At 59.8% G+C, this 22,326-nt stretch carries 15 protein-coding genes; 8 read left to right on the forward strand and 7 right to left on the reverse strand.

Annotated features, from left to right (window positions below; genetic code table 11):
- The first annotated feature begins 472 nt into the window (after nt 1-472).
- Nucleotides 473-829: a hypothetical protein gene (locus DES53_RS10130; protein ID WP_113958154.1), complete on the forward strand. Its 357-nt coding sequence runs from the start codon at nt 473-475 to the stop codon at nt 827-829.
- Nucleotides 830-981: 152 nt separating this feature from the next.
- On the opposite strand, the gene DES53_RS10135 is transcribed toward DES53_RS10130, so the two are convergent.
- The 3 genes from DES53_RS10135 to DES53_RS10145 are packed head-to-tail and all read right to left on the reverse strand — an operon-like array spanning nt 982 to nt 6,456.
- On the reverse strand, nt 982-4,140 hold the full coding sequence (locus DES53_RS10135; RefSeq protein WP_113958155.1) for a DNA polymerase III subunit alpha: 3,159 nt from the start codon (nt 4,138-4,140) through the stop codon (nt 982-984).
- A gap of 21 nt (nt 4,141-4,161) precedes the next feature.
- Nucleotides 4,162-5,706, reverse strand: a complete 1,545-nt coding sequence (locus DES53_RS10140; RefSeq protein ID WP_113958156.1) for a DNA polymerase Y family protein — start codon at nt 5,704-5,706, stop codon at nt 4,162-4,164.
- A 36-nt stretch (nt 5,707-5,742) separates the two neighbouring features.
- Nucleotides 5,743-6,456, reverse strand: coding sequence for a hypothetical protein (locus DES53_RS10145; protein ID WP_113958157.1), 714 nt, complete (start codon nt 6,454-6,456; stop codon nt 5,743-5,745).
- A gap of 132 nt (nt 6,457-6,588) precedes the next feature.
- On the opposite strand from DES53_RS10145, the gene DES53_RS32910 reads away from it, so the two are divergent.
- From DES53_RS32910 to DES53_RS10160, 4 genes are all read left to right on the forward strand, one after another.
- Entirely contained in the window at nt 6,589-6,744 is a 156-nt protein-coding gene (locus DES53_RS32910; RefSeq protein ID WP_170156998.1) for a hypothetical protein, read from the forward strand.
- An 83-nt stretch (nt 6,745-6,827) separates the two neighbouring features.
- Nucleotides 6,828-8,291, forward strand: a complete 1,464-nt coding sequence (locus DES53_RS10150; RefSeq protein WP_113958158.1) for a phospholipase D-like domain-containing protein — start codon at nt 6,828-6,830, stop codon at nt 8,289-8,291.
- A gap of 54 nt (nt 8,292-8,345) precedes the next feature.
- A complete protein-coding gene (locus DES53_RS10155) occupies nt 8,346-8,672 on the forward strand; it encodes a hypothetical protein (protein WP_113958159.1) in 327 nt (108 codons plus the stop codon).
- A 140-nt stretch (nt 8,673-8,812) separates the two neighbouring features.
- Entirely contained in the window at nt 8,813-10,816 is a 2,004-nt protein-coding gene (locus DES53_RS10160; protein WP_170156999.1) for a tetratricopeptide repeat protein, read from the forward strand.
- A gap of 15 nt (nt 10,817-10,831) precedes the next feature.
- Here DES53_RS10160 and DES53_RS10165 read toward each other — a convergent pair whose 3' ends face one another.
- Nucleotides 10,832-15,226 carry a PVC-type heme-binding CxxCH protein gene (locus DES53_RS10165; RefSeq protein WP_113958161.1) on the reverse strand — a complete coding sequence of 1,465 codons (4,395 nt, stop codon included), beginning with the start codon at nt 15,224-15,226 and terminating at the stop codon, nt 10,832-10,834.
- 1 nt (nt 15,227) lies between these two features.
- The gene (locus DES53_RS10170; protein WP_113958162.1) at nt 15,228-16,457 is read right to left on the reverse strand and encodes a Tm-1-like ATP-binding domain-containing protein; all 1,230 of its coding nucleotides are present in this window, start codon (nt 16,455-16,457) and stop codon (nt 15,228-15,230) included.
- A gap of 200 nt (nt 16,458-16,657) precedes the next feature.
- Here DES53_RS10170 and DES53_RS10175 point away from each other — a divergent pair, with 200 nt between their 5' ends.
- Complete coding sequence (locus tag DES53_RS10175; protein ID WP_113958163.1) at nt 16,658-17,140, forward strand: carboxymuconolactone decarboxylase family protein; 483 nt, start codon at nt 16,658-16,660, stop codon at nt 17,138-17,140.
- A 14-nt stretch (nt 17,141-17,154) separates the two neighbouring features.
- Here DES53_RS10175 and DES53_RS10180 read toward each other — a convergent pair whose 3' ends face one another.
- Nucleotides 17,155-18,018, reverse strand: coding sequence for a helix-turn-helix transcriptional regulator (locus tag DES53_RS10180; protein WP_245958132.1), 864 nt, complete (start codon nt 18,016-18,018; stop codon nt 17,155-17,157).
- Between the two features lie 133 nt (nt 18,019-18,151).
- Here DES53_RS10180 and DES53_RS10185 point away from each other — a divergent pair, with 133 nt between their 5' ends.
- On the forward strand, nt 18,152-19,276 hold the full coding sequence (locus DES53_RS10185; RefSeq protein WP_113958164.1) for a LamG domain-containing protein: 1,125 nt from the start codon (nt 18,152-18,154) through the stop codon (nt 19,274-19,276).
- A gap of 69 nt (nt 19,277-19,345) precedes the next feature.
- Nucleotides 19,346-21,172: an N-acetylmuramic acid 6-phosphate etherase gene (locus DES53_RS10190; protein ID WP_113958165.1), complete on the forward strand. Its 1,827-nt coding sequence runs from the start codon at nt 19,346-19,348 to the stop codon at nt 21,170-21,172.
- 62 nt (nt 21,173-21,234) lie between these two features.
- Here DES53_RS10190 and DES53_RS33455 read toward each other — a convergent pair whose 3' ends face one another.
- The gene (locus tag DES53_RS33455; protein ID WP_211325530.1) at nt 21,235-22,323 is read right to left on the reverse strand and encodes a hypothetical protein; all 1,089 of its coding nucleotides are present in this window, start codon (nt 22,321-22,323) and stop codon (nt 21,235-21,237) included.
- Nucleotides 22,324-22,326: the final 3 nt, after the last annotated feature.

A 22,326-nucleotide genomic window follows, 5' to 3' on the forward strand; every position in this document is an offset into this window, starting at 1 on the left:
TCATTTTAAAAAGAGACACTGACTTTATTACTTAACTTTTTGTCCACTGCTATGTGCAACCATGCAGTGCATTGTTTAACCTCTGTTTTTGGTGGCAAATTCGCTCTCGCAAATCCTCCAACCGTAGTCTGTGTAAAGATCCGTTTCTGCTTCAGTCTGAAGAACTTACTTTGCAGTCTGTTCTTCGTTTGGCAGCCCGTCGTTTTCTGTCGGGATGTAGATACTACTCGGCATCCCCTTTTCGTCAACTTCCTCATCACACTTTTTTAAACATTTTCGAAAACGGAGCCTCTTTAGTTTTCGAGAACAAACGTTTGACAGACCTTTCCACGGAAGCCGCCTAGACACCTGATCGACAACACTTTCCCCATCCTCCCCTGTGCCGCGTCTCGTGTGAGGACATGACTTCGCATCGTCCAAGTGTGGGTGGAGAAACGAATCTATCAGTGGCCACTTAAACCAACGGCCCCTTATGAACGCCTCGAGCGTCGGTCATGCGTATCTGCACGCAGAGTATTGCGAGCGAACGGAGTCGAAGATCCCCTTCACGGATGAAGTGCATACCTCCTGGTGGCAGTGGCTTGCCTGGAGATCACCCTTTGCCTTCACGATGACGGATCTCTGCCTTGTCATTGCCTGGTTGAATCATGAGATCCGTGGGAACAGGCGGCACCCCAGTTGCCTGGAGTTCTCCAATCTTATTGGGAACCCGGAGTTGTTTGAGCAGCATCTGGGTCTCGCCCAGCGGTGGGGCCGCCTGCGTCGCCTGCGTGCTGAAGGTGTGGCGAGAGAACGATGGAACAACAGCAACGCACGTACACATGGGTAGGAAAGTAGCCCACCGAGCCTTCGGCGGTCAGGGCGATGCGTAATCGAGTACGGGCCATGTTTTCGACTTGCGCGAACGAGGCTGCTTAAGTGCCGCCATACCGAGGGCGCAGTACACACCCACTGACCGCCGAGGCTCGGCGGACTACTTTCTTAATGGAAGTCATGTGACTTCGGCCCTGCAGTGGTAGGGAATACCAGTGGCTCTACTTGCAAGGCGTATACAGAAGTGACGTCATCGACGATCTGCAGCCTCCCGATGATGCGCAGGTAAGGCTCCTGGGTAATCACCAAGCGACGCGCCTCAAAGAGCGGCGAAGGGACGAAGGCATTGGCGATACCGGTTTCATCTTCGAGGCTCACAAAGACATGCCCCTTCGCAGTGCCAGGTCTCTGACGGCAGATAACCATGCCTCCAATGATGACACGCTGGCCGTGCGTGCCGTGAGGAAGTTCCTTCGCCAGCATCACCTCCGGCACCTTCTGACGAAGCATCGCCATGGGGTGCGGGCCCACGGTCAATCCAGTGGCGCTGTAGTCTGCCTCCAACCGCTCCACGGGATTCATGAGGAGCAGCGGTGAGTCACTGGTATGGGTATTGGCATAGCCTGCGGCTTCTTCACGAAGCTTCGCACTGTACGAAAAGAGGTCGTGCTCCCTCTCCCGCTCCACTTCCCACAAGGCAGAACGTCGATGTGGGGTGAGTGTGTTCAGCGCACCAGACTTGGCCAGCACCCGACGCTCATCACGCGAGAGGTGACAGCGCAGCAGGAAGTCCTCGATGCTCTCCCAAGGCTTGCGTTGACGTTCCGTAACGATCTTCTCTGCGGCCCCTCTGCTCACGCCGCGAAGCTGATTCAGCCCAAGCCGGATGGCGCTGTCATCAATGACCGTGCACACAACTTCAGAGTGCGTCACGCACGCTGGCAGCACACGCAGTCCGTGGAGCTTGGCATCGCGCACCAGTGTAGAGGACGAGTAAAAGCCCATCGGCTGGTTGTTGAGGAGCGCCGCGGTCATTTCCGGCAGTCGATGCACGCGGAACCACGCACTGGCATACGCAAGCAGGGCGAAGCTGATGGCGTGGGACTCTGGAAATCCGTACAGCGCGAAGGAGCGGATGGAGGCGGCCACACGCTCCTGCACAGACTGCTCCACCTCTCGCTCTTCCATGCCAGCATACAGCTTCTTCATGACCTTTGCCATGCGCTCTTCAGAGCGGTGAAAGCTCAGCGCACGACGCAGTTCCTCTGCCTGAGCACCATCGAAGCCCGCAATCTTCATCGACATCTCCAGCACTTGTTCCTGGAAGAGCGGCACTCCCAGTGTGCGCAGCAGGACAGGCTCCAACTTCTCATGGATGCAGTCCACTTTCTCTCTCCCTGCGCGCCGCTGTAGATACGGGTGCACCATCTTTCCTACAATGGGTCCGGGCCGGATGATGGCGACTTCGATGACGAGGTCATAAAAGTTCTTCGGCTTCAAACGTGGCAGCGTGGCCATCTGAGCGCGGCTCTCGATCTGGAACACGCCAACCGTGTCCGCCTTCTGGATCATCGCATAGGTTGCCGGATCACCTTGAGGCACGCGATGAAGTTCCATCGCTCGCTCCACGCCTCGCTCCCGGCACATGTTCATGGTGTCCTCCAATACGGCCATCATGCCGAGCCCCAGCAGATCCACCTTCACAAGACCGAGGTCTTCACAGTCATCCTTGTCCCACTGCACCACTACACGCCCCGGCATGCTGGCGGGCTCAAGCGGCACGATGGTATCCAGACCATTTGTACATAGCACCATGCCTCCGCTGTGCTGGCCCAGGTGGCGAGGCAGGCCGTAGGCGGCGTGATACAAACGCAGGAGCGCAGGAAGGCGTGGATGACTCTCAGGGAGGCCTGCGTTCCGAATCTGCTCGCGCACACCCATGGTGTGATGGAAGTCGCCATTGGCGAAATAGTCCGAGTAACGTGAGATGACATCCTCAGAAAGGCCGATGACTTTGCCCATCTCACGCATAGCGCTGCGTCCGCGATAGGTGATGACATTCGCCGTCATGGCCGCGCCGTGTGGTGCGAATTGCCGGTACATTTCCTGGATGACGCTCTCGCGGCGATCTCCGCTGGGCAGATCCAGGTCGATGTCCGGCCAGCTCTTCTGCCGCCGGCTCAGGAAACGCGAGAAGAGGAGTTTGTGCTCCGTGGGGTTGGCATTGGTGATGCCGAGGGAAAAGCAGACTACGCTGTTCGCCGCACTGCCGCGCCCCTGCACGGTGATGTTGTTCTCTCTACAAAACCTCACGATGCCCCACACCACGAGGAAATAACCACTGAACCCCAGCTCGCTGATGAGGCTGAGCTCATCCTCGATCTGCTGGCGGATGGTGACGCCGTTGGGTGTTTTTTGAGAAAGAGAGCCGAGGCGCTCACGGGCACCCTCATAGGCCCTCTCCTTCAAGAAAGACTCCTGAGAATGTCCATCCTCCACAGGATACTCAGGGAACTTGTACCCGAGATCCTGCAAGGTGAAGCCTGACAGCGCCTTCTCCGCGATGTGTGCTGCAGCATCCACCGCCTCCGGCATGTCCGCGAAGAGCTCACGCATTTCCTTTTCGCTCTTCAGGTAGCGCTGGGAATTCGCTGCCAGCCTTAGACCGGCATCATCGAGCGTGGTGTGGTGACGCAAGGCGGTGAAGGCGTCATGCAACAGCCGACCCTCCATGTGGGCATACAGCACGCCATTGGTCGCCACGAGAGGGAGTCCGCTGAGGCCCGCCAACTCCTGCAAGGCCTTGATGCGCCGCTGGTCCTTGCGCAGGCGATGACGCTGCACTTCGATGGCAAGACGACCCTCACCACCGAAGATGTGCTGTAGACGCTTGAGCACCTCCAGAGGTGCATGACGATCACTGCTCTCGATCGCACGTACGAGCGGCCCCTCCGCCTCGCCGGTGAGCGCGATGAGGTCCGCGGAATGCTCCTCCAGTTCGGCCCAAGTCACTCGACTCTGGCCCTTGGGGGCACGCAGCTTGGCGCGCGTGAGCATGCGGCAGAGGTTCTGATAGCCATCACGGGAACTGACCAGCAAGGGCAGCACGCTTTCATCCTCCAGAGTGATCTCCGCACCCACGATGCCTTTGATGCCCAACTCTTCCGCTTTGTGATGCACTCGCGCGGTGCCGTACAGGCCATCGCGATCGGTGACCGCGATGCTGTCCATGCCGAGTTCCTGAGCGCGTGCTACCAGAGCCTCGGGATGCGAGCTTCCGCGAAGGAAGCTGAAGGCACTGCGGGCATGAAGTTCCACGAAAGGCATGACGCGTGTCCCCTCTCCTTTTCAACCGAACATGCCGTCCAGCATCCAGCCCTGCTTCTCACGCGCGATCTGGTAGAGCGCACCATCACTCGCGGCCACCTCCCAAATCTCGCGCTGCCAGGCGTGACAATCCCACCAGTCACCGGAGAGAAGGCTGCACGGATTCGCCTGCACAATCTCGAGCCAGCCTTCCGGAATGTTCATCGCGGCCGGGCGCCCCTCATGCATCTGCACGCGGATCTGGCACGGCGGACGCCGCCAGCGCAGAGGCAGACCATGGGCGATGCCCTCCTCGGGCGATGGTGTATCATCTTTGGATAGCACCCCTGATGTTACCGCCAGTGCCTCCACTTGATTTTTCAAGGCAAAGGCACCAGGCCGTCGGCTGGGCAGCAGGACAGGGCGCCCTACATTCCCCGCGCCGAGTAGGGCTTCGAGCTGCGCAAGAGTTTCCGCGAAGCGGTTGGGATTGCGCAAGCCTCGCTGGAAGAGCTGGCTCTGCCGTGCATCCGGCGCGGAGGCGGTGAGCTCCAGGATGACCACGCGGATGGGCGACGCGGTGGTAAGTCCATCCAGATGTGTGTGCAGCACACGCAGAAGAAGCCCGGCATGACGCGAGGGTTCCGCGAGCTGGATACTGCGCTCGTGCACCTCGTCATTTTCGAACCTCAACGTGAGTCTCTCTTCGGAAGCGACAAGCCACACCTCTGCCAGCCGGCCGCAGATGGAGTCCAGCATGCGCCGCAGCAGGAAGAGCAACGGCTCCAGAGATTCCACGGGATGCTCCAGCTCCATGACTTCGCGATAGGCCACCTCAGGTCGTACAAGACGCAGCAACCTCTCGCGTCCACCTGCAGCCATGTCCCACAGCGTTGCGCCCTCCATGCCCAGGCGTGCGGTGATGTCTGCGCGCGGCAGCTTGATGAGCTCCGCCAGGGTGCGTATGCCCCAGAGCTGAAGCACTTCTGTGACATTGGCAGAGGGTTGCAGCACCGCGAGAGGCAGCTGGTGCAGCAGAGTGCGCTCGCATCCCTCGTGCTCCTGCAAAACAAGGACGTCCTTGGCAGCGCGTGCAGCGAGACAGGCCATGTCGAGATTCCCTGCGAAACCCACCTGTGCCTGCAGCCCACATTGTACCAGCCACTGCCGCATGTTCGCACCGCTGGCTTCCAGACGGCCCCGCATGTTCCGCACCCGGGAAACTTCCATGACGCAGAGGCCTGGCGCAGTGGATTCGTAGTGTGGTGTCCAGTGGGAGGCACAGCGTAACAGGTCCGCATGGGCGCGCATTTCCTCCTCCGGATGTCGATGTCGCAGGATCAATCCATGGCAGCGCGCGAGTGCCTGGGAGGGAGTCATACCAGCAGTGATGCCCGCACGCTCCGCCTGGGGATTGGCATGGAGCACGTGCCCCTTTTTTTCAGCCTCGGCTGGGGACTGGGTCAAATCACTATCCAGTACCGCGAGCGGTACGCGTGGTGTGTCCGGCCACGCGCGCAACGCTGCCTGCAACTGGAAGCGCGGCAGCCACAGAGCGGCGTAGATGGAGGTGTGGGAAACGGACATGAGCAGGAGGCATGCATGCAGGATGAGTCCTGGCGACTAGACCGCCAGGGCCACCGGCAATTGAGGCGGTATCGCTCTGGGGCGAAGCATACCGGTTGGCATGGGCAGCGGCTCAAGGGCGGCACCGCGACGGATGACTTTCCCATTCAACGAGGTGAGCAGGGTGGACCGTTCCTCATCCAGTGTGTCCAGCGGCAACTGCCGATCCAACAGCAGCCGGGATCGGGCGCAAGGGACGGCCTGAAATGGAGTGAAGACACACAAGGCTGCCCCACCCCGCTCCGCGAGCAGCCGCAGTCGATGCCAGGCTTGGGAAGGAATCTGCCTGACCTCCCGCTCTGGACAGAGCTGGAGGTCCAGTAGTACGCGGGGGATATTCCCATCCCGCAGCAGCAGGTCCGTGGCACGCACCGCCTTCTGCACCTGTCGGCAGCGTAACCAGAGGAGCCGCCCAAGGGCTTGCGGCGAGAGAGCGCGGGGGTCAAAGGCATCTGCCCCATCCACCAACGCCACCTGCTCGCGCAAGGTCTCTTCCTCCGCCTCAATGAGTGCGGCAAGGACAAGTCCGGAACCCGCACTGCCACAAGAAGATACGAACTCCGTAATCTGCCCCGGAGTGATTCCCGCAGCATCCACACAAGGGATGCCCGTAAGCACAGCACTACCCATCTGCCGGATGGCCTGAGCCTCCGGGAAGCGGGCTTGCAAATGCTCGCGAATGTCCAGAATGTTGGGGGCGGGAGCAGACATGATTACTGTTCACAAGAACAGTAATCACCCAGACTCACAATGGCAAGCCGAAAGGCGCCCCCCGCCATTTCCTTGCCCAAAATTGCGACCGAGCTACGCACAGCCCAACCTAGAGGGTCGATTCAGGGTTCTATGAAAACAATCCCCCTCACCCTTACCTTGGTCGCTCTGGCAGCCTGCTCGCTGCTACTCTCCAACTGCTCCGCACGAGCCGGAGTGAGCAGCAGCCGCACCGGAGCAGGAATCAACACGCCGATTGGCGGCCTCGCTGGCAATATCAACTACTGAGCGTTGCAGTCCTTTGCTTCCGCTTTGATTACTGCCCCTCCTGACCGGCTGTGGGCTTTGCGGCTGGTCAGGCATTCAGGCCTATGAAAGAGATTGGTACCCTCACCTACCTGCTCAAGGGTGTTGTCATGGTCTGCCTGTGCTCGGGCACAGGATGCAATTCCCCCAAGGCCTTCACGGGGTCAGGCGGCGTGAAGAGAACGATGCAAACGATCCACGTAGCAGGGGTGAAGGGACTCGGGACCAGCATCGTCCGCTATCCAGTCTCTGGTAGCATACGGGCCGCACAGCAGGGTACCACCCTCGTAGGTTCCTGGCTGAATCCCGGGATGGGGGGGCTCGCAAAGGGTAACCACCGCGAACACCTCCCTCCTGCCGGAACGCACGTTGGCATGGATGTGGCCGTTTTCGAAACACTCCTCGATCGCCAGATCAAACCTCAGCGCGCCACGGGCAAAGTGAGCCTTTTGATTGATGGACCGGAATACTTCTCGCGGCTTGGCCAGCTTTTCCGTGAGGCGCGTGATCCGGTGGATGTGCAGTTGTACATTTTCGACCGCGATGATTTTGCCGTGCAGATGGCAGATGCTCTTAAGCAGACATCCCAGCATGCGCCGGTGCGCGTGCTCTACGATGACCTCGGCAGTCTGCAAGCCGGGTATACCGCCCCCGAAACACCTCCTCCTGCGGAATTCGAGCCACCAGAGGACATCGCCCGATACTTGAAGAAGGATTCCAGCATCCGCGTGCGCAAGCTGCACAATGTAGCCCTGACTTCCACGCACACGAAGATCATCACATTCAGTGCTTCGCTGGCCCACATCGGCGGCATGAACATCGGAAGGGAATACCTTTCCGAATGGCATGACCTGATGGCGGAAGTACAGGGCCCGGTTGTTGAGTTGCTGCAGGCGGAGGTCGACCACTCCTGGAAGCGGGCTTCCCCTGTGGGAGACTGGCAGCACCTCTGGCCCTTCAGAAGGAATGACCACCGCTCACGAGTGTCAGCACCCCCGTCTGTGGAAGGCACCTACGACATCCGCGTTTTTCGCACCAAGCCTTTTGACTATGAAATCCAAGAAGCCATCCACCTGGCCATCGACAATGCCAGACAGCGTGTGTGGATTGAGAACCCCTACTTCACCGATGACACCATTGTAAGGAAGCTCATCGAAGCCCGCCGCCGCGGTGTGGATGTGCGCATTGTGCTGCCGATCGATGCCAATGCGAAGGTGCTGAGCAAAAATAACGAGGCCACCGCTGCGGTGATGTTCGCGCATGGCATCCGCATCTTCGTGTACCCACGCATGACGCATGTGAAGGCGGGCCTGTTTGATGACTGGGCCTTCATTGGCTCCGCCAACTATGACCGCTTGAGCCTGCGCGTGAATGACGAGGTCAATATCGCCTACTCCCATCCTGCGGCAGTTCGCGAACTGGAGCAGCGCTTGTTCCTCAAGGACTTCCGCACCAGCAAGGAGCGCAGATCTCCACCTCCCACGGATGGTGTCGACCACCTGGCGGAAACGGCGGCGGATGCCCTGTAGCCCTCATGCCGGCAAACACGCGACCTGCTGAGGAGCAGCGATTCGGGTGGTGATATGAAAACAAAACGCCCGTCAGAAGACACCCCCGTCCCCCTGTCTGTGGAGAGCGTGGTGGAAGATCTCAGCCAGCAGGATGTCCTGCCCAGCGGCAACGCGTCTGACGTGATTCCCGAAATGGAAACCATTGTGGATCCCGAAAGCCAGTCCGGTCGATGGGATGAGCCCATGGGTGAGCCGGGGCATCGCGCGAGCAAAGTTCCCCTTGAGGATGAAACCAGCGCCGCCGAACTGCTCGTGGGCAAAGGTGTCAATGAAGCCGATGAGGAATTGCGTGATCTGGATGAAGAAGAGGAACTGGAGGAAGAGACAGAAGAATTCTGAGCTGATTTAGGAAGCCCTACAGAAAAACTGTAGCACGATTCCCCGGCGCGTTTGCTCTTGCCCGCCATCCGGCGATTTGAGAGCATGCGTTCATGCGCTGCCTCCCGCTTGTCCTGATCGCTTCTCTGTCGTGGTGCTCCATGGCTTACAGTGATGACGCCATCGAAATCATCACGAAGGGTAACGAAGCGCTGAAGAAAAATGCGTACGACGAAGCTGTTGCCAGCTATACGGCAGCGCTGTCCATCGGGCTCACCAAGGAACTGCAGGCGACAGTTCGAGGCAACCGCGGACTGGCCTATCTCGCAAAGGAAGACTACAACAACGCTGCGAGGGACCTCAGCCTGGCCTTGGAGGTGAATCCAAAGTCCTTTGATGCACTGGCCGGAAGGGGCGCCGCGTACAGCGGTCTCGAGCAACCCGATAAAGCCATCGCCGATCTCGACGCAGCCATTGCCCTCGACCCAAAGGCTGGAATAGCCTACAGGCACCGGTCCGAGGCATACCGGCAAAAAGGCGACCTGAAGCAGGCCCTGAAGGACGCTGATGAGAGCGTCCGTCTCGATCCTCGTGAGGCCAAAGCTTATGTTGCAAGGGCCTGCACCCACATGGTGCGCGGTTCGCTGAACCAGATGGTAGCGGATTTCGAAAAAGCCATGGAGATAAGCCCCAACACTGTTGGAGTGAATGCTTTGGGAGGCGTGACCAGCGCCACCGCGCTGAAACACATCATGAAGGGATACAAGGCGCACATGGAGGAAAAGTATGCGGAGGCCATTGCGGCCTATGATGAGGCTCTTAAGGAGAAGTTGCCCCCTCGCCTGAAGTCCATCGTGCTTGGCAATCGAGCCCTGGTGGATACCAAGTTGGGAGAATGGACGGACTGCATCGCTGACAGCACCGCCGCGCTCAAGGCTGACCCTTCAAATGTGGAGGCGCTCGGAGCGCGTGCCATGGCTTTGGAAAAGCTGGGCCGTCCCGAGGAGGCATTGCGTGACTACAGCGATGGTCTCGACCTTGAACCAGCGTACGGCGCCCTCTGGAACAACCGGGGCAATGTCTACAAAAACCTGGGCAAACTGGACGAAGCTCTGGAGGACTACAAAAAAGCTCTGAAGTGCGACCCCAAGGATGTCGCCGCCATCAATGGGAAATCCGAGGTCCTGCGGCGCAAGGGCGACTTGAAGGGTGCTCTGGAAGTTTCCACCGAGGGCCTGCGTCTCATCGGCCCCAATGCAAGCCTCCACAACTTCCGGGCCCTCACCTACCGTGAGATGCGACAAACAGACAAGGAACTCGCTGACATGAACGAAGCTGTGCGGCTGGAACCCACCAACCTGACCTACCTCCGCAATCGCGGTATGACTCATGAAAGGAACAAGGATTGGGACAAAGCGCTGCAGGATCTGAATGAAGCCATCCGGCTGCAACCCAAGAGCGCGGAAAACTACCATGTACGCGGCGGCCTCTACGAAGGCAAAGGAGACATCGATGCTGCCATGCAGGATCGAGACATGGCGATGCAACTCGCCCCGAACTCTGCCGAGTCCTACAGTGGACGTGGTTCCGTGTATCTGAAGAAGGAACAATGGGACAAAGCTCTCGCAGATTTCAACAAAGCCATTCAACTGGATCCACGGGATGCAGTCGCCCATGCCGGACTCGCCAGCTTCTACAACACGCGGGGAGAGATGGAAAAGGCCATCGCAAGTCTCGATGAAGCCCTGCGCCTGCAACCCAGAAACGCCAACTTCCAAAAAGGCCGCGCCATCATCCATGCCAACATGGGTGAATGGGCGGCTGCGATCACCGCCTTCGGACGGGTCGCCGAGCTGAATCCCAGTGATACGGAGAGTCAGTTGTGGCGGTTACGTTTGCTATCGAGTGCTCCCGATGCCGCAGCCCGGGATGGCAGGAAGGCGGTGGAACTGGCACTCCAGCTCTGCGAGACACAGAAGTGGAGCAGCGAAAGCGTGGACGTGCTCGCCGCCGCCTATGCAGAGGTTGGTGACTTCGCGAATGCGGTGAAGTACGCGAAGCAGGCCATGGATACGGTCAAGGACCTGCCTCCGGGGCGCAAGACCCGGATGGAGAAGCGGTTGAAGCAGTATGAAGCGGGCCAGCCCTACCGGATTGTGCCGTGACCGAAGCACCAGAAATCACTTCAACGTGCGAATGTAGCTGAAGAGATCCGCCACCTGTTGCTCGTTGAGCGCATCCACGAGTCCCTCAATCATGAGTGAGCGCTCGGTGAAGTCCGCCTTTGCGACGTCGGCTTGATTCACGCGCTGTTCCAGACCTCCCATCATGCGCAGGGTGAGACCGTCCTTATCACGTGAAGCGAGGAAGCCTTCCACGAGCCGGCCATCCTTGGTCTCCACGCGGAACGCGCGATAGCCACCCTCCACGGCAGCATTGGGCGTGAGGAGCGCGCGCAGCAGGCCATCGAGATCTCGATGCGCGGAGCCGTCCAAGGCAGGCGCCAGATTCGCCCCCTTCCCTGCCACCGTATGACAGCTCAGGCAGATGCTGGTGAAAACGGCCTGCCCAGCCTTGGCATCACCCGGCTTTGCAGCGAGGACTTTGTATTTGGCGAGCTTCTCCGCTTGGGCCTTGGCCTCGGTGGCGCTGAGCAGGTGCGGGCCATTCAGCAGTGGGGCGACGGATGCCTGCTTCGTGATGCCCTGCCAGTCGGACATCGGGGAGTGATACACCGTGAGATGCTCCGGCTTCTGCTCACCGGCGAAGGTGCGGTCGAAATTCGAACGGATCTCCTCCGGCGTGCGGCAGACATTCCAGACACGGTACTCGGCAAATTCACCCGCCGTGCCTTTGTTCCCCACCGGACTGCGCCCGATGTCACAGCCTTCGAAGCTGGCCATGGTGGTCTTGCTGCCGGTGGCATCCAGTTCACCGTTCAGGTAGATGCGGAAGACGCCCTTGTCATCGCGGGTGAAAGCGACGTGTGTCCATGCTCCGGGCACCATGTCCTTGGTGGCCACGGCGACATCGTGGAGATCGCCTCCTACATACACGCGGAATTTCTTCCCATAGAAGTTCGGACCCAGGGTCTTCCCATTGCCGAGCAGTCCATCCCCATTGTCGATGCCATCATCCAATCGCACCCAGGACTCCACGGTGAAGGGACCTTGCAGGGTGAGATTGCTGTCCACATAGCCATCCTTGTTGCCTGTCATCTTCAGTACACGGACGAACTTCTTCGCCACGCGATCCCACAGGGACTTCATGGCTGGATCTTCTGGGTAGAGGGAATGCAAGCGCTCCAGCATGGACGCATCGAGATCGGCGTCCTTCAGTGTGCCCGCGGAAATGGCGCCCAGGAGAACCTTCCCGCTGGTCTTGGAAGAGGCGAGCTTGGCTGCGAGGGTGCTGCGCTCCAGAGGATTCAGCTTGGGCCAGAGATTGCCGAATTGCGCGGAGGTGAGGTCCGGCTTCATGGAGGCGAGCGCAGCGATGGCGGCAGCGCGAACTCCCGGCGGTGTACTTTCGCCCGTAGCAAGGGGCTCAAGACGCGACGCTTCTTTTTCGGAAAGCTTGGGCAGTGTATCGATGGCAAGCAGTCGCACCTCTTGCGGCGTGCTTGCAGCCAGTGCGATTTCGGCAACGACCGTTTCCACCCCGCGAACAGGAAACGCCGCAGCCAGAGGCACCGCGAGCGGATTGGGCGCGTTCTTGGAACTGCCGCGCAGAACCGCTTCCAGATCCATGTTGTTCAGCATGGCCGTGGTGTAGTCACGCTCCAGGCGGTCGCGCTGGCGCACCACTGCCTCCAGGACCGGAAGACAGTTCTCAGGACGATTGATGAAGCCCGCGACTTCATTCAGCCATGCGCTTGGAATGGTTTGGAGGTAGCGCCCACTGCTCACATCACCCGTTTTCAGAGGCATCGGAGAGCTCAGGAGCGTGACCACCTCTTCGTCACCCGGAGGGCGATTGGCGTCCCGGAGCGCCTCGATGAACGCGAAGGGAGGCTCACTTTTCGGGAGAGCAAGGCACGCAGAAATACGGTTTTCCACGGGAAGCGCGCGCGCGGCTTTGCTCCTCAGGAAGGCAACCAGAGCTGGGCCGTGATTCTCCAACGCCGCACGCACCAAGTACCGCTCAAACTCCCGCTCATAAGCCTGCATCTTGTCACTGCCCGCAGGGAGAGAAGGGGCAAAGAAATGCACCAGTGTCTCCACCAACACCGGGCTCGATGCCTTCACGGTGGCCAGTGTCTGGATGATGGCACTGCGAACGTCAGTGTCTTTCTCATCCCGCAGAGGGGCGAAGAGTTTTGCCAGTGCCTCCGCGCTCAGATTGAAAGAAGCCAGCGCACGTGCGGTCTCGCGGCGCTCATTGCGGTCTTTCGAAGCCAGCAGCTTTGCCATCGTCGCCTCGTCATAGATGCCAAGGCCTTCACATACCCAGAGGGCATGCACATGGGTGGCGGCATCCTTGTTTTCATCGGTACTGAGCGTCAGCAGCGTGTCTGCAAGGTCCTTTGCCCCGCGCTGGATCAACTGTTCCGAGGCCGTGCGCTGGGCCCACTGACTGGTGCTTTCAAGGTAGAGAAGCAGATCTTCCGTGGCCACCTTGGTCATGTCCGGCACTTCAGGTTTGGGCTGGTCCTTGTGGCGGATGCGCCAGATACGGCCACGGGTTTTGTCGCGATCCGGGTGCGCGCGCGGAACTTCGTTGTGGCTGATGATGCGGTTGTACCAATCCGTGACGTAGAGGCAGCCATCGGGGCCGAAGGCGATGGCAATGGGACGGAACCACGGATCCGTGGAGGTCAGGAAGTCCTCCTTCTTTTCGAAGGTGTATCCATTCTCATCATGCGTCGCCTGCACGACCTGCACACGGCTGGTGATGGGATTGGCGATGTAGAAGAGGCGCTTGTCACCTTTCCCCGTGAAAACCTCGGGCCAGCCGGGCTCTTCCTTCAACGCGAGGCCGGACAATCCGGTGCCCCCCATCTGTGGAGGTGTGAGGGATGGTGGACGTACGGGTGCATACGGCTTGAGCTTCTCATTTCCCACTCCCGGGACATGCGTTCCGGGCATGAAGGGTACCACAGGATAGCCCATGTCATTCGCTTCCTGGATGAACCAGCCACCAGCGCGATCCAGCACGAGCCCCCAGATGTTATTCGGACCACTGGAGAGCAGCTGGAAATCACTGCCATCCGGACGCATGCGCGCCAGCTTGCAGAAATGGAACGGAGCACTCGGCTGGGGTCTGATGGAGAACATGCTGCCCGTGGCAAGCGGATTGCCGTCCGGGCGCTTCACATCGCCGTGATTAAAGGCGCCCTGTGCGAGGTAGATCCAGTTCCCCGGCCCTTGGGTGAACTGATGCGGGAAGAGGTGTGAGTCATCAATGCCGAATCCGGTGAGCACCGCCTCGTGCTTGTCCGCCTTGCCGTCGCCATTGGTGTCCTTGTAGAGACGGATGTCGTGACCGTACTGTGCATAACAGCCATCCTTTGCCGGGAGGATGCCCAACGGAATGGCCAGCCCATCGGCAAACACACGCGGTTGGTGCGGACCAGGGCCGTAGGGTTGATCGTACACAAGGATCTTGTCCCGTCCGCCTTTTGCATAGAGCGATTCGGCTTCAGCTTTGTTCTCATTGGCATCCACGGGATAGTCCAGTGCGGTCATGGTCCACATGCGCCCTGCGTGATCCCATGCCACAGCGATGAATTTGCCAATGTCCTCGGTCTCCGCCGCTACGAGCTCCACGGTGAAGCCATCCGGCACTTTGAAGCTGGCTCGCTCCTGCTCCGGCGTGAGAGCGGCGGATCCGGGAGCATTGCCCATCTTCATGGCGCTTGCACCAGCGGCAGCCTGCTTCTTTTCACCCGGTCGTCCCACCTTGTCCCATGTGGGAGCATTCGGCGTGGGAGGCAGCTCTTCGATGGTGATGTCCTTCACCTGCACGATGAGCTTGCCACCAGAATGCACCTGCACGGCGATATGACCATCTTGCGCGATATTCGTATCCTGCTCAGTGTAGTCGAGCGCCGCGACGCCATTCACCCACGACTGGATGCGTGGCCCTTCAGCGCGGATTTGATATTCGTTCCAATCGTTCGCCTTGATGGAGGCGTTCACCGCAGCAAGATCCTTTGCTTCGCCGATGACCTTGTTGCGCCGGGATTCGTCATAAAGTTTACCCCACCATCCGGCGCCAGCATCCACCTGATAGCCACTCATCTCGGTGTTGTTCGGTACACGTACAGATCGAATCTGGACACCGCTGTTCACAAAACCCGTGCCCGCGATCTTGATCTTCAGCTTCAGCACGAAGTTGTGATACGACTTCTTCGTGGCGAGGAAGTGGTTCTTCGTGATCTGCTCCGTGAGTGAACCTCCCGTGATGAGGCCATCCTCCACACGCCAGATTTTCGTATCGCCCTCAAACTGGTCCAGGGACTTGCCGTCGAACAGAGACACTGGTCCGGCAGGTTGGGCAGGCAGTGTCTGAAAGGCAGCAGCGGTCGCCACCAGCATGGTGAGCAGCCGGCGGGTGAGTGATTTTGTTTTCATTTCAGGGAGCGTGGTGAGCGGCAATATTTTCCAGCAATGCAGTGGCACAGGCAGCGGCGAAGGCAGGGTCATTGATTTCCAGTTCGAACTCCATCAATGGAATGCCGGCGCGCAGGTGCTTCTTGATGGAGGAGAAGAGGGCTTCATCTGCAGCAGGATCATAAAACGGCTTTCCTTCCGCGCTGATGATGCTGATGGCCTTCTTTGGCAGCAGCACGGAGACGGGCGCGGTGTAGGCATTCACTTTCTCAGCGAGAATGCGGCCAAGCTCTGCGCACTCGTCAGCATTCGTGCGCATGAGGGTCACCTGCGGATTGTGGTGGTAAAAGGTGCGACCTGCGTACTTCGCGGGCACGGTATGAGGTTCGCCAAAGTTCACCATATCCAAGCACCCGGGAGTGACGACGGCAGACACGTCCGCCCTGCCCGCGGCCTCCAATCGTGTGGGCCCTGCGCTGAGAATGCCTCCTGCAAGCTCATCCGCCCATTCCGTGGTGGTGATGTCCAGCACGCCCGCCACCATGCCGCTCTCCACAAGGCTCTCCAGAGTGCGCCCCCCCGTGCCGGTGGCGTGGAAGACCAGCACTTCATAGCCAGATTGTTCCAGCAGCGTCTTTGCTTTGTCCACGCAGGCTGTCGTGTTGCCGAACATGCTGGCCACAATCAGCGGCCGGTCCTCTGCCGGACGCGCAAGCCGTGCCGCTGCCTCCTCCACCATGCCGCAGATGGCTCCGGCCGCGTTCTCGAAAATGGTGCGTGAAATGCGGTTGATACCTGACACGTCCACAATCGCAGGCATCATCACGATGTCCTTCGTACCCACATACGGAGCTGTGTTTCCGCTCGCGAGCGTAGTGACCATGAGCTTGGGAAAACCCACGGGAAGGGCGCGCATCGCTGCAGTCGCAATGGCCGTGCCTCCCCCGCCCCCAAGCGAGATGATGCCGTGAATCTTCTCCTGTTCCGCGAGCCGGGCCACATAGGCGGCCGAGGCTCGGGCCATGAGGGCGACCGATTCGCCGCGGTCCTTCTTCGCAAAGATACCCTTCCAGTCCTCGCCGCTCGCAGCGGCCACTTCTTCGACAGGGACGTCCGGCGTGATGGAGGGCTCCTCCAAGCAGCCCACATGAATAAGCAAGGCCTCGTGCCCGCGGGCACGGATGGCTTCCGCGATGAAGGCGTGCTCAGCGCCCTTGGTATCAAGGGTTCCCAGTACAGCAATGATAGGCATGAGAAGAAACGAAGTAGGTGGAGAACGTGCGAAAAGGCGGTCGTCGAGTTCAATGACACCGCATGGAGCAGGCTAGACTACGGAAAAGCCCTCCGTTTCTAAAGGACAAATCTCCACCGGCTGGAGACGAAAATGCAACGTACTGCACTTTAAGCAGCCATGCCCCTCACGAGTTGGATCACCCTTAGCCCTTCCCCACCATGTCCTCAGACTCTGCAACATCTGCCGTTCCACGCCTCAGCTACCGCGACGCCAGCCCTGCCGCTTACAATGCCATGATTGCCCTTGAAACCTCCGTGCGGAAGGCAGGCCTGGAGCCTTCGCTGCTGGAGCTTGTGAAGCTGCGCGCCTCCCAAATCAACGGCTGCGCCTTCTGCGTGGACATGCACTCCAGCGATGCACGGAAGAAGGGCGAGGACGAGCGTCGTCTCCATCTGCTCTCCGTCTGGCGTGAGGTGCCCAGTTTCTTCTCTCCACGCGAGCGCGCCGCACTGGCCTGGACCGAATCGCTCACACTCATCTCCGAAAACCATGTGCCGGATGATGTCTACGCCCAGGTCAGCCAGGAGTTCTCCGAAACTGAGCTGACCAACCTCACGCTGGCGGTCGTGGCCATCAATGGATGGAATCGTTTTTCCATCAGTTTCCGTGCAGTGCCGCCTCCCCTGGAGAAGCAGCCCTGAAAAAAGAGAGAGGACTATCCCCTGCGGTACTCCGTCGGCGTGCAACCCACCCAGCGGCGGAAGGCGCGCGCCAGCACCAGGCCGCTCTCATAACCCACAGCGGCAGCGATGGACTCCAGCTTGTCATTTGTCTCCTCCAGCAGATGGCGAGCCTGCTGCATGCGCATGTAGGTGAGCTGCTGCATGGGGCTGCGGCCGAAGTGCTTCAGGCAGGCACGGCGCAAGTGCTCGCGACTGGAATGGAAACGCGCCGCCAGGCTGCCCAGTTGCCAGTCATCCGAGAGATGCGCCGCCACATCCTCCCACAGGGCCACCAGCTTTTCATCCACCTTCGCCGGCTGGGCGATGCGCCGAGCCAGGCTGTGCACAATTTCCACCCAGTGATAGACCACCCGCGAGTCTCGCGCCGTTTCCCATTCAGAAATCAATCCTTCAATGGCCCGACGCAACACCTCGCCGTCGAACTTCATCTTTTGTGGTGAAGCGGACCCCACGAGCGGATGCACGGGTGGAGGCTCATCGTAGCGCACCCAGGCAATCACCCACTTGCCCTCCCGGCTCGCTTCAAAGGCATTCAGGATGCGCGGTGGCGCCATGCACACAGTGCCAGCACGGATGGTCTGCCAGGTGCCATCCAGCAAGATTCGCCCGCTGCCCTCACACACTGCCATGATGAAACTGCCGGACGGTCGCAGTCTTACGCGCTGAAATCCGGGTGTAGCCCACTCGATGCCCACGCGCGAAATGCGGTGGGCTCCCAAGGCCGGGCAGGAGGAAGCCTCCAGAATCATTTCTTTGGTGCCCCGACCATTGCGGGTGATGTCTGCATGGACGGGCACCGCAGCAGATTCCTGTGATGAAAGGGTTCGAAGTTTCAAGGGGGCAGACGACTCCTTGATATATTGGCAGGGATTGACCCACGATCCAGCAGGACCCCACGCTCCGAAACCGCTCAGAGAAAACTGTGCATGGCGCGGTGACAATGATTGTGGGATCTGTTATCTGACACCCATGACCGTCGGTCGCCCCCTGCTCTGCGCATTGCTGGCGTTGCTCCCAGTCATCGCGCCAGCGGAAATACCCCCGCCCCCGGAGAATGCGAAGCTGGAATTGGAAGAGACCTGGTCCACCGGCTTGATCGATCCATCCCGCTGGTATCTGATGCGACGGAACTGGGATGGAGGCAACCATGGCAATGTCCCGGAGAACGTGCGTATTGAAGAGGAAGCAGCAGCGGATGGTTCCAAGCGGCACGTGCTGGTCTGCCACGCTCATGGCGACCAATACACAGGCCCGGTGCGAGGACTGTGGAACAAGCCGGATCGCGTGGGCGGCATCATTGCCAGCAAGGCATTCTTTGCCTCCGGCCGCTTCGAGGTGGAGATGCGGGTGGGTGGCACTGAAAAACTTCCCGGAGGTCCAGAAGATCCCACAAGACCCAACGGAGCCATACCCGCTATCTGGATCTACGCGGGATGGAATGTCCGCGTGATGGAATCTCTCGCGGGTGGCTTCGTGAAGGAAGCGCCGCTCTACCACCCCTACCTCCAGAAGTGGGGCAAGGGCAACGCCTTCTACACTTCGGAAATCGACTTCCCCGAACTGGGGAAGAAGGGCGACTTCGACCATGCGCTGTACAACACCTTCAATCACTCGCGCATCCACAGCAAGACGCTGCCAGTACAGGTGGCAGATGGGAAGTATCACGTCTATACCACCGAGTGGCGCACGGCACTGAGGGAACTCGAAGGATTACAGGACGTTCAGGTCATCGAGCACAAGGGGTACTGGTGGATCCGCGAATTGAACTTCCCTTTCGACAGATACTGGGGCAATCCCGTGAAGCGATTGGGAAAAGATCGCTACGCGGTATATCATGGCGTGAGCGCCACCCATTGGATCGATGGGAAACTCATTGGGGAGAACACGGCGGATGTACCTGCCATCGCCGCCCAACTCAGTCTGGGGATCTGGCTACCAGACTGGGCAGGTCCTGCTCCGTGGCAGGAATCCCGCGCCAGCTTTGGCCGGATTCGCGTGTGGCAATATCATGACGCGGGCGATGTGCGCGGATTGTTGACCAATGATCAGCCGGACAATTTCAAACCCAGCGGCGAACCTATCAAGAACCCCTGATTCCGGAAGCCCTTCTGAAAATAGCGAACGCTGACACCGCTTTCCTGTCAGTTCCATGGTATCACCCACATGTCGAAGTCACCGCCTGAGCATTCACGCACGTTCCTCGGAATAGAAACCGGCGCCACGCACACCACGGTGCTGCTGGTCGATGACGCAGACACTGTCTTGCAGCGCTTCGATCTCGGCCCCGCCAACGTACGCCTGCTGACGAATGTGGAAATCGCAAAGGTCTTCCGCGAGATCAAGCGCCGTACCGGGGAGCCTTCTGCCGTGGCTGCGGGCATGGCAGGTCTGCGCAATGAAGCGGATGAGAAACGTGTGCTGGATCTCGCCATGCACGAGTGGCCGGGCATTCCGTTTCATGCCACCAACGATCTGGAGACAGCATTGGAGGCTGCAGGCCAGTGGCCGGACAAGGCGGAGGCACGCGTGCTGCTCCTGAGCGGTACCGGCTCCTGCGCGTACGGGCGCAACACCGAAGGACGCACCGTGAAATTTGGCGGGCGCGGACACATCTTGGGAGATCGCGGCAGCGCCATCGATATCGCCCTGCAAGCGTTGCGCGCGATTGTGTACCAGCAGGATCTCAAGGCTCAATTCCCTGCACTGGGCCAGGCCATTCTGCGCGCGCTTCAGTTGAATAATCCCGATGATCTCATTCCCTGGACACAGGAAGCTCCCAAGGGGGATATCGCACAACTTGCCGTCACGGTATTTCAGGAGGCGGAGAAAGGCGACACCCTGGCTCGCAATGTCTTGCGCGAAGCGGCAGACCGTCTGGCGGACATGGCGGCCAATTGCGCGACCCATCTCGTCAACGAAGGCGCCCGCGTGCAATTCATTCTCGCGGGAGGCACACTGCTGAAGCAGGCGGTGTTTGCGAACTCCGTGAGCAAGCGTCTGCACGCTCGGTGGAATGACTGTCGCGTGGAGAAGTTGAAACGGGAGAGCATTTGGGGTGCCATCACCCTGGCAAAGAGCCTGCTTCCAGCGCATCAAGGTGCATCCGCATCTCTGCCTACAGCAGGCGGAGCAAAGGGGCCAGCAGATGCCACTCCGGTTCCGCTAGAATCCCTGGCCAAGTCCCCCACCGAGCTGCGCAATCCCAAGACGATGCAACTCGACACCATGCCGCTCGATGAGGCCATCGAACTGCTGGTGGAAGAGAACGAAGTCGCTGTGCATGCCGTGCTGCAAGAGAAGGACAAGATCCACTGGCTCATCGAAAAGACCGTGGCCGCGTTCCAGAGTGGTGGACGTCTCTTTTATGTCGGCGCAGGCACCAGCGGACGTCTCGGCGTGCTGGATGCCAGTGAGTGCCCCCCCACCTTCCGTGCACCGCCGGAGCAGGTGCAGGGCATCATTGCCGGAGGTCAGCGCGCGCTATGGAGTGCGGTGGAAGGCGCTGAGGATAATACCGAAGGCGGCGCCAGTGCCGCACGTCATCGTGGAATCAAGAAAGGCGATGTGCTCGTGGGCATCGCCGCGAGTGGCCGCACGCCGTATGTGTGGGGCGCCCTGCGCGAAGCAAAGATCGCAGGTGCGACCACGGCGCTGCTGGCTTTCAACCCACATCTCGACGTCTCTCCCGAATGGGCGCCGGACAAACTCATCCTCATCGACGTGGGACCGGAGCCACTCACCGGCAGCACGCGCATGAAGTCGGGCACAGCCACCAAGGTGGTACTCAACACCCTCACCACACTGGCGATGGTGCATACCGGCAAGGTGCTTAGCAACCTGATGGTGGACATGAACCCCAGCAATGTGAAGCTACGTGACCGCGCCGTGCGCCTCGTGCGCGAACTCACGGGCAAGGATGAGGAAGTCACCCGCGCGGCTCTGGAAGAGCACGACTGGGTGGTGAAGAATGCGGTGCAGTCCCTCCGCTAAACGAAAACGGGAAGGCTGCGCGCCCTCCCGTTTCACAGTCTCTAATATAGTGCCAATGTCTATCAGGTGCTCGCGGGAGCGGGAGCGGGTGTGGTCACCGCAGGATCCGCGCCTGGCGAAACCACGGGAGCCTGGGATTCATTCACTGATCTGCGGAGGTCCTTCAGCCACTGCGCGGCATTCGCATGGGCGGGATTTTCCCGCACAATCTTCAGCATGTCAGCGAGAGCCATGATCGGATTGACCTTGTTCTGCAGCATGTAGCTGGCCTTGTTCCACTGCAGCACAGGGAGCCTTTCCTTGTAGAACTCGGCATACTGCGCCTCGCTCAAACCGCTCTTTCGGAGGGCGAGCTCGGCATTGATGCGGGCATCCCATTGGGTTCCCACGTCTTCGCGTTTGGTTTCGAGATAGTAGGGAAGAATGACCCGCTCATAGATGCCATCGATACCCAGGGGGGAGTACTCCCATTCGTTGTTGCGCATGTATTCGTCGAGTTGCAATGCTCTCGCGAATTCCGTGGCCTTCACAGATTCACGCAGGATCCCTGCCAGCTGGCCACCACCACCGGGGCCTCGGCCGCCGCCACCAGGTCCCCTGCCACCACCATTGCGTCCGCCCTTGTCCTTCTCCTCCACCGCACCGGATGCCGTGTGTTTCATGGAGTCCTGCACCGCGGCGACGGCACGCGGAAGGTAGGCCTGCAAGGCGGCAACCAGCGGAGCCATTTCCTTGGGCTCGTCCGCGTCCTGGGCCTGGATGCTGAGCACGAGGTATTCGAGCTGCAGGACCAGTCCCTTCGTGAATTCCTCGTCCTTGAGACGGCCTTCGTTGCCGTCCTTCCACGCCTGGAAGTCAGTGGTCTTCAGGTTGCGCTTGTCGAAGTGTTCCACCTTGTAGCAGTCCAGATACAGGGACAGCGCCGCCGCTTCGCTCGCGGCACCGGCACGGCACTTGGATAGTGCCATACCGAACAGGTCGCCGCGCCCTTTCGTGATCTGCGCCTCGAGCTGCTCGAGCTGCTTCATGATATTTGCAGTCTGCTCAGAGGTGAGCGTCGGCGGGGTTGAGGGAGCGGGAGCAGGAGCCGGCGTCTGGGACAGGAGACACACAGGCGCGCACAACATGAGCGGGTAGAGGAGTCGTTTCATGAG

The organism is Roseimicrobium gellanilyticum (genome assembly GCF_003315205.1).
Classification (GTDB): Bacteria; Verrucomicrobiota; Verrucomicrobiia; order Verrucomicrobiales; family Verrucomicrobiaceae; genus Roseimicrobium; species Roseimicrobium gellanilyticum.